This is a genomic window from Emticicia sp. SJ17W-69 (genome assembly GCF_051209875.1).
Classification (GTDB): domain Bacteria; phylum Bacteroidota; class Bacteroidia; order Cytophagales; family Spirosomataceae; genus Emticicia.
In genome coordinates, this window is record NZ_JBNTQY010000001.1 from 5,286,411 (window position 1) to 5,299,714 (window position 13,304).

10 protein-coding genes are annotated in these 13,304 nt (G+C 35.4%); 7 read left to right on the forward strand and 3 right to left on the reverse strand.

Annotated elements, in window-relative coordinates; translation table 11 throughout:
* Positions 1-152 precede the first annotated feature (152 nt).
* Positions 153-3,011 carry an excinuclease ABC subunit UvrA gene (gene uvrA / locus ACQUQZ_RS21675; protein ID WP_435357184.1) on the reverse strand — a complete coding sequence of 953 codons (2,859 nt, stop codon included), beginning with the start codon at positions 3,009-3,011 and terminating at the stop codon, positions 153-155.
* A gap of 58 nt (positions 3,012-3,069) precedes the next feature.
* Positions 3,070-5,436 (reverse strand): T9SS type A sorting domain-containing protein, encoded by a 2,367-nt coding sequence (locus ACQUQZ_RS21680; protein WP_435357185.1) that lies wholly within the window; start codon positions 5,434-5,436, stop codon positions 3,070-3,072.
* A gap of 208 nt (positions 5,437-5,644) precedes the next feature.
* Here ACQUQZ_RS21680 and ACQUQZ_RS21685 point away from each other — a divergent pair, with 208 nt between their 5' ends.
* The 7 genes from ACQUQZ_RS21685 (at position 5,645) to ACQUQZ_RS21715 (ending at position 11,492) form a co-directional block, all read left to right on the forward strand.
* Positions 5,645-6,307, forward strand: a complete 663-nt coding sequence (locus ACQUQZ_RS21685) for an HAD family hydrolase (RefSeq protein WP_435357186.1) — start codon at positions 5,645-5,647, stop codon at positions 6,305-6,307.
* The gene (locus tag ACQUQZ_RS21690; protein WP_435357187.1) at positions 6,304-6,693 is read left to right on the forward strand and encodes a VOC family protein; all 390 of its coding nucleotides are present in this window, start codon (positions 6,304-6,306) and stop codon (positions 6,691-6,693) included. Before ACQUQZ_RS21685 ends, ACQUQZ_RS21690 begins: the two co-directional genes overlap by 4 nt.
* Complete coding sequence (locus ACQUQZ_RS21695) at positions 6,693-7,856, forward strand: MFS transporter (RefSeq protein ID WP_435357188.1); 1,164 nt, start codon at positions 6,693-6,695, stop codon at positions 7,854-7,856. The genes ACQUQZ_RS21690 and ACQUQZ_RS21695 overlap by 1 nt, the downstream gene beginning before the upstream one ends.
* A 347-nt stretch (positions 7,857-8,203) precedes the next feature.
* A complete protein-coding gene (locus ACQUQZ_RS21700) occupies positions 8,204-9,262 on the forward strand; it encodes a hypothetical protein (protein WP_435357189.1) in 1,059 nt (352 codons plus the stop codon).
* A 180-nt stretch (positions 9,263-9,442) separates the two neighbouring features.
* Positions 9,443-10,123, forward strand: coding sequence for a head GIN domain-containing protein (locus ACQUQZ_RS21705; RefSeq protein ID WP_435357190.1), 681 nt, complete (start codon positions 9,443-9,445; stop codon positions 10,121-10,123).
* A 112-nt stretch (positions 10,124-10,235) separates the two neighbouring features.
* Positions 10,236-10,814 (forward strand): methyltransferase family protein, encoded by a 579-nt coding sequence (locus ACQUQZ_RS21710; protein ID WP_435357191.1) that lies wholly within the window; start codon positions 10,236-10,238, stop codon positions 10,812-10,814.
* Positions 10,815-10,976: 162 nt separating this feature from the next.
* Positions 10,977-11,492: a hypothetical protein gene (locus tag ACQUQZ_RS21715; RefSeq protein ID WP_435357192.1), complete on the forward strand. Its 516-nt coding sequence runs from the start codon at positions 10,977-10,979 to the stop codon at positions 11,490-11,492.
* 78 nt (positions 11,493-11,570) lie between these two features.
* Here ACQUQZ_RS21715 and ACQUQZ_RS21720 read toward each other — a convergent pair whose 3' ends face one another.
* A complete protein-coding gene (locus ACQUQZ_RS21720; RefSeq protein ID WP_435357193.1) occupies positions 11,571-13,292 on the reverse strand; it encodes a M3 family oligoendopeptidase in 1,722 nt (573 codons plus the stop codon).
* Between the last annotated feature and the right edge of the window lie 12 nt (positions 13,293-13,304).

The window sequence follows — 13,304 nt, forward strand, 5'->3', positions numbered from 1 at the left end:
CTGTTTTTTTTGAAGTTTTTACTAAAATTAAGGCTCTATAAATAAACTTCTCTTCGTAAACTTAAAGAAGCAAAAAAGTAGTCATAAAGGCCACCTTTTTGCTTCTATTCCTCTTATTAAATTCTAAATATGACCCAGAAGGGCACTATGATTTAAACCTTCTCCTTCAAGAAATCAGCTGTATAATTTCCTTCCAATTTTACCATTTCTTCGGGAGTTCCTTCGAAAGTCAGATAGCCACCTTTTTCGCCTCCTTCAGGCCCTAAATCGATTATCCAATCTGCTGATTTGATGATTTCCATATTATGTTCAATGATAATAACCGAATCGCCTTGGTCAACTAAAGCATTGATAGCTTTCAAAAGTTTTTTAATGTCGTGAAAATGTAAACCTGTTGTTGGCTCATCAAAAACAAAGAGGGTTTTCCCTTTGTCAGCATTACCTCTACTCAAGAAAAATGCTAATTTGACACGTTGAGCTTCTCCACCTGAAAGTGTACTTGATGATTGACCTAAACGAATATAGCCCAAACCAACATCTTGTAAAGGGCGAAGTTTATCAGCTAGTTTTGGTTCACTTATATTAAAAAAATCTATCGCCTCATCGACTGTCATATCCAAAATATCGGAAATGTCTTTTTCATTATATTTTACTTCCAAAATCTCTTGTTTGAAACGTTTTCCACCACAACTTTCGCATTTTAGACGAACATCAGCCATAAATTGCATCTCAATTGTTTGTTCGCCCTCTCCTTGACAGGCTTCGCAACGTCCACCATCAACATTGAATGAAAAAAAAGCTGGCTTGTAATCACGTGCCTTGGAGATTTGTTGCTCTGACATCATCTGGCGAATATAATCGTAAGCTTTGATGTACGTAACAGGGTTCGAGCGAGATGATTTCCCGATTGGATTTTGGTCAATCATTTCGACTTGGGTGATTCGGTCAAGCGAACCAATCAAGCCCGAGTATTTTCCAGCCTCGTCACTATATTCACCTTTCAAACGAGCAATGGCAGGAAACAAAATTTTACGAACCAAAGTCGATTTTCCTGAACCACTTACCCCCGTAACAACTGTAAGTACTCCCAAAGGGAATTTGACATTCAATTCTTTTAAATTATTTTCTCTTGCCCCTGTTAATTCAACAAAATCTGTTGGTTTTCGTCGTTGGATAGGTACTTGAATTTGGTCTTTTCCAGTTAAGAAATTGATGGTGTGGGAAGTCTTAGTTCCTGAAATATGGCTCGAAATATCATCCCAATTTCCCTGAAACACCAGCTCTCCACCCAATGTACCTGCATCAGGGCCAATATCTATGATTTGATCAGCGGCACGCATCACTTCTTCTTCATGCTCTACCACTATCACTGTATTTCCCATATCTCGTAGTGATTCCAACACACTTACCAATCGCTGCGTATCTCTCGGATGAAGTCCGATACTTGGTTCATCAAGAATATACATCGAACCAACTAAGGCACTTCCAAGTGACGTTGCCAATTTGATACGTTGAAATTCACCACCCGAAAGACTCGAAGTAAGGCGATTTAAAGTCAAATACCCTAAGCCCACACGCTCCATGTATTCGAGGCGGGCATTGATTTCAATCAAGATTCTCTTTGATACAGCTTGTTGATAATCAGGAAGTTGTAAATTGCTGAAGAATTTTGCAACTTCAGAAATAGGCATTAAGACCAAATCTGTGATTGATGCTCCACCCACTTTCACATAACTTGCATCTTTGCGGAGACGAGAGCCCCTGCAATCAGGGCAATCGGTTCGGCCACGATAGCGAGAAAGCATCACACGGTATTGTACCTTATGCACTTGACTTTCGATGTCTGTAAAAAAAGCATCAAGTCCTTGAAAATATTTATTCCCTGTCCAAAGCAGTTGTTGCTGCTCTTTTGTAAGGTCTTTGTAAGCACGATGAATCGGGAAGTCAAAACGAATACCGTTGCGGAGCAAAGGTGTGAGCCATTCTTCGCTCATTCGTTCACTTCTCCAAGGAGCAATCACACCTTCAAAAACCGATAAGTTTTTATCAGGAAGAACTAATTCTGGGTCAATTCCCAATACTTTTCCATAACCTTCACAGCGTTTACACGCTCCATAAGGATTATTAAATGTAAATAAATTGACACTTGGTTCTTCAAAAGTAATATCATCAAGTTCAAACCTATCTGAAAAAGTTTTTCTAATAATTTGCTTCTCTCCTGCTTCATTCGTAGAAATAATATCAATTAGACATTCCCCTTCCCCCTCAAAAAAAGCAGTTTGTACTGAATCCGAAAAGCGAAACTGAGTATCTTCATCATCATGCTTCACTACATTTCGGTCAATTAAAATCTCTAACCTTTGTTTGTCCGAAAGTTTTATTTTTTCACTCTGAATCTCTTCAATTTGTTTTACTTCATCATCAATCACGATTCGGGTATAGCCTTTGTGAAGCAAAAGGTCTAATTCTTTTTCTATCTTTCTACCTTCTTTTACTTTCAAAGGTGTCAAAATCATCATTCGAGTCCCTTCTTGATGTGAAAGAATGAAATTTACTACATCCGTTACCGTATCTTTTTTGACTTCTTTACCTGAAACTGGCGAATATGTGATTCCTGCACGAGCAAATAGTAATTTGAAATAATCGTAGATTTCAGTGGTGGTACCGACTGTTGAACGAGGATTTTTAGTAGCAACTTTCTGTTCAATGGCAATCGCTGGCGAAACACCTTTGATATAATCGACATCAGGTTTCTCCATTCTTCCCAAAAACTGACGAGCATACGAACTCAAGCTTTCCACATACATTCGTTGTCCTTCGGCAAAAAGTGTATCAAATGCCAAGGAAGATTTTCCACTACCCGAAAGCCCAGTGATAACAACCAATTTGTTGCGAGGAATAGCTACATCAATATTTTTTAGGTTATTTACTTTCGCCCCCTTGATAATAATATAATGCTTAGGGTCAAGCGTTTCAACTTCAGGATATTGGGTATTTTTGGTATTATTCATTCAATTTGAGGGGATAAGCTCGAACTAATTTAACCAATTTATTGGGCATATAGTTTCACTATTTTGATTGTATTATTAGGCGTTTTGTTTCTTCAAAACCGTATCCTTTGATTTTTATGATATATGAGCCACTTTCCAAACTTCGTAGGTCAATTTCTTTGCGTTCCGAGGTATCATCCAAAATAAATTTATAGACTTGTTTTCCTAAAGTTGTATAAAATCTTACATCTAAATTTTTCATCACTTCTTTTGTTTCCAAATACACGAGGTCAGTTGCAGGGTTAGGATAAATAGAAACAAAATCATTTAATAATTGAAAAGAAAAAATATCAGAAACTTTGGATTGACAAGTAAGTGACTGACTATTAGATACTTGATATTTTCTCACTGTTGAAACCTGATAAGCTCCAGGCTGAGCAATTTTCAAGAGGGGTGTGCTGGTAGTTAAAAAAAAGGTATTTTCTCGCTTCCATTCAAACTGGTCATTAGCAAGAAAATCACCAGTGATTGCTTGTAAAGCGAAAACACCAAATTGTGAAACACTTGGTTGTTTTGGTGTTGGATTGATACTTATTTTTTGTAAAATTGATTCCGAAGAAACGCAACCCAATTCATTACTTACTTTCAACGAAACCTCATAATTCCCAATTTTATCAAATGAAATCGCCGATGTAGTCTCATTATTACTCCAAAGTATTTTGTCATTGCTATCTGTTGAAAGCGTAATATTTTGTCCTTCGCAAACATTATTGGCAGGCAAAACCATAATTTTTGGTTGTTCGGGAGTTGGTTTTGCCGTCACAACTATTTTATCCGAGATAAGCGAAAGACAACCAAATTCATTTTTGGCCGTTACAGTAAATTCTCCTGAATTTCCTACCATAATTTTTTGATTAGTTTCTCCCGAACTCCATTGGAATGTTTTAAACTCATCCCCAATAGCAGTCAATGACACTTTTTTTGTACCATCGGTACAAAATTCTAAATCTATATCATTCGTAATGACAGGCTTTTCTTTTGGATAAATGAGATTCGTATTAATTATAGGACTTACATATTTATTCCCTTGTAAATCTTTTAAAGCAACCGAATATTCTCCTTTTTCAACTGAAATTTGGTTACTCGTTGAACCATTCGACCATTCAATACTTTTAAAAATTTCGGATACTTTTAATATCGCTTGATTGTCGGTATCGCACAAAATCTGAGGTTCAACAATGGCTTTAGCCAATACAGGTTTTGAATTTTGAAAGAAATTATTGTCAAGAAATTTATCCCAATTTTCAGCAAGAATTGAAAGACCCATATTATCAGGCGGAACGTTTTTAAAGTGTACATTATCGGGCCGTGGGATTTGTAAATTATCAGTCAGAGGTCCAGCAAAAACATTGTTTCCTGCTTGATTAATCACTTTATTTTGTCCTCCAATAATTTCAGGATTTGATGGTGTGAGATATGTCAAAGAAGTTCGAGTAACCATCCATGTTAGGTCATTATCAAAATCTTTTCGTGAAATATCTATTACTTTTTGAAGATTGTCCGCATAAACATCAGCAGAAAGGCGATTAGGTGAGTTATCTGTTTCACCTTGATTCCAAAGCAATGAGCGAACACCTAACAAAGAACCATAATAATTCAACGTATTTTTAAGATTAGAATAGGGTATTCCAAAATTATATTGAAAACGACCACCCACATCCAAAACAAAATTGAATGTTGGTAAACCTTCAGCACTTTCTCGCCAATTGATGACAGAGACGCCCAAAAAACCCGCATTAAAAAACATCACGGGAACATTCAGTCTTTTGACCAATCTATCGCCTAATTCGCCATAACACCAAGGGCCAGTGCCATGTGGAGCAATATCCACATTTTGACTCAATTGGACGAAATTTAGATTTTCGGGAACGGTACCATTCTCATTAAAAAAATTTACTGTATTTACTCGATCATCTTCTGCCCCCTTCGCTCCACTATCGCTTATTCCTTGTGCATTTGATTGCCCTAAAGCAATAAAAACTTCTCCAATTCCTACTTTCTCAATTGTAATTATTTTCAAAACAACATCATTTTTTACACCTCTGATTTCCATTTTATACCAACCTCCTTGTCCTTGTATTTTTCCTGCAAAATACCCAGCTTTTGGGTTTGCTTGTACCAAAAGCCAATCTGTAGCTACTCCTTGTCCTGCTGCTATGGGTGTGAGCTTTGCTTCTATTTTATCTAAGGATTGGGTGTAATTTCCCATGATATTTATGAAACCAAAATTTTCATTATTTCTCTGAAAAACCATTCGATTAGTAGGAAAAGAAACACTAAGCGTAGCATCACTTGTTTGTGCGAAGCTTGAAAAAGAATAAAAAAATAGCCCAATAAGTAAAATATTAAAGAAAAGTCTTTTAGCAAAAAAAGTTGTCACAGGCATTGTAAGTAAAGTTTTATGAAGTTGAAAGAGGTATTGGATTACGCAATAAACAAATAAAATAATAGTCAATAGCATATTAATTAAGACAAAAATAAGTTTTTTAAAATTGATTCTATCAATCTAGTATTATTTTTAGTAAATGAAAAGATAGAATCAAGCCCCAAAAATCTGTACTTTTGCAAAAAACTTAAACTTTCCTCAAAGGGCATTGGAAACATCATTTGCAGTAATTTTCGACATGGATGGTGTCATTTGCGACACTAATCCCTACCATTCATTAGCTTGGAAGGCTTTTTTAGATAAACTTGGTATCGCATCAAGTGAAGAAGAGTTCATCGCCCACATGTACGGCAAAAGCAATAGCTACATTCTCAAACATTTTCTTCAAAGACCAGTGGTGGGAGAAGAATTTGCCCAAAAAGAATTTGAAAAAGAAGCACTTTTTCGTGAAATCTACGAGGCTCATGTAAAACCTATCAATGGCCTTTTAGAATTTATTGAAGATTTAAAAGCCAATGGTGTAAAAACAGGTATTGCCACTTCGGCTCCTTACTTAAATATGGAATTGATTTTGAGTAAATTGCCTTTACGTGACAAAATGCAGTCGTTGCTCGCAAGCGAAGATGTAAGCACTCACAAGCCAAATCCAGAAGTTTATCTAAAATCAGCATTAAATTTAGATATTTCACCCGAAAGATGTGTCGTCTTTGAAGATTCATTTTCAGGCGTTACAGCAGGGAAAGCCGCAGGAGCTAAAGTGGTTGGGGTTCTATCAACTTACAAAAAAGAAGAGCTACCTCCGTGCGATAGCTATATTGTTGATTATCAAGGACTTACTTATCAAAAAATCAAGAATTTATTTGAGATATGAAAATCGAACATATCGCTATTTGGGTAAGAGATCTTGAAAAAATGAGGATTTTCTATGAAAAATATTTTGATGGAAAATCAAACGAAAAATATAGAAATGAGAAAAAATCTTTTGAATCTTATTTCATTTCTTTCGATTCGGGAGCAAGGCTCGAACTTATGCAAATGCCTAATATTCCCGATTCAAAAAATAACATTTACGAGCAATTTATAGGACTCATTCACTTCGCTATTTCAGTAGGAAATACCCAAACTGTTGATAGCTTGACAGAAAAATTAAACAATGATGGTTATGAAATAGTTGGACAACCAAGATGGACAGGCGATGGCTATTACGAAAGTGTAATCCTCGACCCCGAAAAAAACAGAATTGAAATTACAAACTAATGTTAAAACACTTACGTACTTTTTTTACCCATCGACAAAGCCTTGCTATCGGAATGATTTTTATTTCAGTGGGTTTTTTATTTGGTAATTGGGCCACATTAATTCCTTACATTAAGCAAAAATTTGACTTAAATGATGCTCAATTAGGTTTATTACTACTAAGCTTGCCTTTAGGAGCTACTACCATGAATCCCTTTTCTACGTATTTCATCAACCGTTTTGGTATGCGAAATACTACGGTGATAGGCCTAATACTTTTATCAACGACATATATTATTCCTGTGAGTATCCACTTTTTACCTTTCGTTGTAGCAGGTTTGATTGCGGTTGGGATGAGCCTGTCAGTGACAAATGTGGCGATGAATACTTGTGTGACAAGTCTTGAACATCAATATCGAATAAATATCATGTCAACTTGCCATGGGATGTTTAGTGCAGGACTTATGTTTGGTTCTATTGCTGCCAGTATTTTACAGGGAATGCAAATTCTCCCCTCCTACCAAATGCTTGCAATAGCCATTGCATTAATTATTTTAGTCTTTTTACTCAGGCCAACAATTTTAAGTATTCACGAAGAAAAAATTAATGATAGTGACAGTGGTGGAGCGAAGTTTATTCTTCCAAAAGGCCCTTTACTTTTGATGATTTTGATAAGCCTTTGTACAAACATTACCGAAGGCACTATGGCCGATTGGACAGCGGTTTATATGAAAGATATTGTTCAAACCGATGCCTATTTTATAGGTTGGGGACTGGCTGGCTACTCTATGTTTATGGCTTTGGGTCGTTTTCTTGGTGATGCCCTCATTCCACGATTTGGGGGTAATAATGTTATTCGTGCAGGAGGAGTCATAGTTGCTTTAGGTGTTTTGATAGCTATTTTCTTACCATCTACTATTTCTGCCATTATTGGTTTTACAATGGTTGGGGCTGGTGTTTCATGTGCAGCTCCAGTACTTTACGGTAGTGCAGCAAGAGTTCCTGGCATGGCAAAAGGAGCTGGTTTGGCAACGATGAATACTTTTAGTATGGCTGGTTTTTTGGCTGGCCCCGTTATTATTGGCTTTATTTCTAAAAGTGTTAATTTACCTTTTGCTTTTTCATTGGTAGCTATTTTGGCTATTATTTGGGCTTTTTTAGTCAATCGAGTGAAACTTTATTAGTAAAATTTCAAGTTTTACACCAAAATTTTGAGTTAAATACATACTCAAAGCCATGCCAAGTTTGATAATATTAATCAAAAAAGCTTAAAAAAAAGTAAAACTCACTACAATAATTCATAAAACATATTAAAATATCCTTTAAAAAACTTTAATTTGGGATATTTGCTTAATGGAATGATAATTGCTTAATTTTAATCTCTGAAAGTTCCAAAAACTCACATTAGAAAAAATTATCTGTTTTTATTAAAATACCATGTTTACCATTAAATAAAATTTAGAAAGAATATTTTTTCTTCTAAAAACAACTCTTTACCTTTATCATCAGAAAACAGATAAAAGTAACATATATGAAAAAAATTCTTTACTCTCTTGGCATTTGCCTTTTAGCAAGTCAAGTTCACGCACAGTTTGTAAACAATACTGACTTCTACATTAGCGAAGGTGCTGTCGTAAGTTTTAATACTAATGTAGTAAACGAAGGCAAACTCACTAACAACGGAAAAGCTCATTTTCAAAAAAACTTTGATAACCTTAGTGTAGTTAATTCACCAGGTATTGCTGTTTTTGATGGTAACGGTACACAATTCATTAAAAGTGAAAAAGAGTTATCGTTTAATCAAATACAATTAGACAATGATGTAAAACTTGAAACACCTGTCCGTATCAATGGCTCTGTTTCTTTCCGTCGTGGCGTAATTGAGTCATCAACAAACGCTCCTTTAATCTTTACAGAAGGTGCAAAACACAATGGAGCATCTGACTTCTCACATGTAAAAGGTGTAGTAAAAAGAGAAGGAAATGAGGCATTTGAATTCCCTTTGGGTGATGGAACAAACTTCCGTGCATTCAGCGTAGCAAGAAATGCAGATAGCCAAGTACTTACTGCTTCATATTTATATAAAAGCCCATTAAATATTTCAGGTCAAGTTTCTGAAAGCCTTGAAACAATCAACGAAAATGAATACTGGTCATTGAAATCTGAATCTGTTAAAGGCTCAGCTCAACTTTCAGTCAATTCACAAGCAGGTCTTGAAGATATTGCTTACTTGAAGAGAGGTACTTGGGATGTGTTGGAAGATTCAAAACTTTCAGCAACAACTGATTTGAAAAACGGAACATTGTTTACTTTAGCAAGAAGCCGTAATATCAAGGCTGAAATTGGGGTGTATCCTAATCCAACTGAAGGAGAATTCTTCTTAAAATTGAGTGGAATGGATGAAAATGAATCAATCACAGTTGATATTACTAACCAAGATGGTACAACTATTATGCACAAAGAAGGTTTGGTAAAAGATCTCCGCAAAGCATATACATTACCAGAAACATTGCCAGCTACTGAACTTACTGTACGTGCAATCAGAGAAGGCAATAAATCATTAGTTCAAAAAATGATTTTAGAAAAATAACCATTGGGTTATCAATATGTTACAGCAAAAAAGACCATCTTTTGAGATGGTCTTTTTTGCTGTATATGCGATAAAATAAAAACGCCAACGTTATTAGTAACAAAATATTTTATTGTATTTATGCAACATTTTATATTTTGTTCTCATCTAATGAGTAAATACAAACCAATTCAAGAAAACATGAAAAAATTAATTGTTTTATTCATCTTCATTGCAACAAATAGTTTCTCTCAAGAACTCAAACGCACATTTAATGTAAGTGGTTTCGATAAATTAGATATTGGAAATTCTTTTATTATCACCGTTACACAAGGAAATGACTATAAAGTTGACGTTCGTGGACGAGAACAAGACGTAAAAGAAATCATGGCAAAGGTATCAGACAATACTTTAGACCTACATTACCCATCCAATTGGAGTGGCTGGAGAAACCACAAGGAAGTTTATGTGACTATCACAATGCCTAAATTAGCTGGAGCTGAGTTTTCAGGAGCTTCAAAATCTAACGTATCTGGTTTTAGTAGCGAGAAACTTGATATACAAGTTTCAGGAGCTTCAAGTGCCGTTTTCAATGTAAATGCAAAGAAACTTTCCTTAGATTGCTCTGGTGCTTCTGGCCTTAAAATTACGGGAGATGGCCAAACAATGAACGCTGAGATTTCGGGTGCTTCAAACATCAATGCTTTTGATTTTAAAGTAACAACTGCCAACATTGACGCCTCTGGTGCGAGCGATGCGAAGGTTTATGTAACAAGCAAAATTGTAGCTGAAGCCAGTGGGGCAAGCAGTGTTCGTTATAAAGGTGGAGCCTCTGTCATGTCGAATACTTCGGGAGCTGGTTCTGTGAAATCAGTGAACTAAGTTTCTTTCATAAAACTGTAAAATGCCTTGTTTTCAGTCGAGAACAAGGCATTTTTTATTTCGTTCAATTTTTACAATATTTGTATTTCTCCTAGAATTCAATTTTCATTTTATGATACTACTCTCGCTGGCTTGGTTACTTTATGGGGCTATTCATAGTTTAATGGCTAGCAATTTTTTCAAAGATTTTATGTCAAAAATCTTGGGTAAAAACTTTCGTTTTTATCGACTGATTTATAATATTTTCGCTTTTGCATTGCTTATTCCTGTACTGACTTTACAATTTTCGACTGAAAAAGTCTCTCTTTGGCAATTATCTGGCTATGTACAAGTCATAGGAAAATTCATTTGTGTTTTTGGAGTAATCTTTATCGCTACTGCCTTGCAAGGCTATGACTTGGGTGAATTTAGCGGCATTGATTTCAAGAAAACGAATGAAATACCTAAACTGAAAACCGATGGATTATTAGAATATGTTCGCCACCCTTTATATTTCGGAATCTTACTTTTGGTTTGGGGTTTGTTTATTTCAGAGGCTTCAACACGTAGCTTGGCAAGTGCCATAGCCGTTACGATTTACTTATTAATTGGGATATATTTTGAAGAAAAGAAATTGATTGAAACATTTGGCGGGCAATATAAAAAATACCAAAAAGAAGTAGCAATGTTGATTCCTTTTTTGAAGATTTGATAGAGAATATTTAAAAAAACTTCAAGATTAGCAAACTCGAAGTATATATATGGAGGATAAATTACTGATAATCAGATTATTATATAGAATGTTTTCAAGAAAACACTTTGACTAATAACAATTTCTTATAATATTTGTTGTGTCTATAAAACTCTTCTGACTATGAAAAGGAATTCTTTACTTCGCACTTATTCAGTTATTTTTGGATTGTTAATGACTGCATGTAGCAGCTCAAAAGATGAGGTTTTGCCCAATGCCACACAAGCCAAAATCATTTCTCAAAACTTAGCATTGACCCAATCAATGAAAGGGACTTGGAATGCCGAAATGGTAAAAGATGACAATGTTTTGGTTTATGCACGGAATAACGAAAAAAACACGGTCGATTATGGAAAGTTTCAAATTGATTTGAAGAATGATGCAAAGTTTTCGATGATTGATAGAGAAGGTAATAAAATCGAAGGAGAGTGGTATGTCGGTCAAGGAAATGTATTGAATTTAGAGTACGAAAAAAATGATTTTAAAAGCTGTGCAGTAGAATCAACTTCTCAAGTTTGTACAGTAACTTCGATATTAGTAACGATAAGTTTTGACCTCGTTAAAGCTCCAAACAATAATGAATTAGGTATTCAAAATAAATCTATTAATTTTTTAATGAAAGCTCCAAAAGTTGAGTAATTATTAATAGACATAATATAAAAATGGGGGCAGACGAAAATCTGCCCCCATTTTTAATTTTTAGAGAAATAAGTTGTTCTACTTCAATTTCTCCAGTTCATCTTTTACAAAATCCATCAATTCAGCAATATATGCCTTCGAGAAATCAAATTTTACATTGGCTGCTTCATAAATCTTGCCGATTGTGGTGGTATAACCCAATTTCAAAGCATTTAAGTATCCATCTAAACCTTTTTGAGCATCTTGCTTGTAATTTCTCCAAACACTGATTGCTCCTAATTGAGCCATTCCATATTCAATATAGTAAAACGGCACTTCGTAAATGTGCAATTGTCGTTGCCAAGTATAACGTTTGAATCGTTCAAAACCTTTCCAATCTGTAATCGAATCTGAGAATTGTTCAAATGTTTTTAGCCATTGCGTTTGACGTTCTTCGATACTATGCGTTGGGTTTTCATAAATCCAATGTTGAAATTTATCGACCGTCGCAATCCAAGGCAAAACCTCTAAAATATCTTCCAAATGCTCAATTTTAGCACGTTTTAGGTCTTCTTCATTTTCAAAGAAAACACCCCAATGCTCCATCGAAATCAATTCCATTGACATCGAAGCCAATTCTGCCACCTCTGAAGTTGGATTTCTAAATGAATTAATTGGTAAGTTTCTTACTTCAAATGAATGGATGGCATGTCCACCTTCATGAACCATCGTGACCACATCACGCAGACTCGAAGTAGCATTCATAAAGATAAATGGTACTCCAATTTCTTCTAAGGGATAATTATAGCCTCCTGGAGCTTTTCCTTTACGAGATTCTACATCAAAATGTCCCATTCTACGCATGATACGAATGTAATCGGCCAATTTTGGGTCGATTCTTTGGAAACATTCAACTGTTTTATCCAACAAATCTTCACCGTTTTTGAATGGTTTAAGTGCAGGTTTTCCATCAGGATCAACTTTCAAATCCCATGGACGTAACTCCTCAACATTTAACTTCGTGCGACGTTCTTTTGCCATTTCATCAACCAAAGGCACAACAGTTTCGGCCACTGCTTCATGGAAATTGAAGCAATCTTGTGGTGTATAATCGAAACGTCCCATTGCCGCAAACATATAATCACGGAAGTTAACAAAACCGGCATTTACTGCCAATTGATGGCGTAAATCACGCAATTCATTGAATAAAGTATCTAATTTTTCATGGTCTTGATACCGGCGTTCCGAAATTTTAGTCCATGCTTCTTCACGAATCTCACGGTTCGGCGATTGCAACAAATCACCTGCCTTAGGTAAAGTCAATTCTTCGCCATTAATATTTACGGTCATGGCTGCCGTAGTTGACTGATATTCAGTTTGTTTAGTCTGAATTTGTGTTTCAATTGGAATATTTTCTTCACGAAAAATCTCGACTGATTTCTTCATTCCGCGAATTGTTATATAAAAACCAGCATCTGTTAATTCCTCTAAAAACGGACTATCAAGGACCTTTTTGTTGAGTTGGTCACTATAAACAGAAAGTTCGGGCTGAATTTGCTCTACAAAAAACTGGTAGTTTTTTTGATTTTCTTCGCTTGCGGTATCACAAGTCATTTTGATATAACGCCAAGCCATATTTTCTGATAAATACGACTCCAACTCACTACGGTCAATAAACCATTGACGCAAATCTTGGGCATTACCTAAAGTACGATTCAATAGATTTTCGTACAATGGCTTCACATCTTGCCATGAATTTAAAGCAAATTCTTCACCAATAAATGTGCGTGGTTTTCTTTGTGGTATTGTTATTTCTTGCATGATTATTTTGTT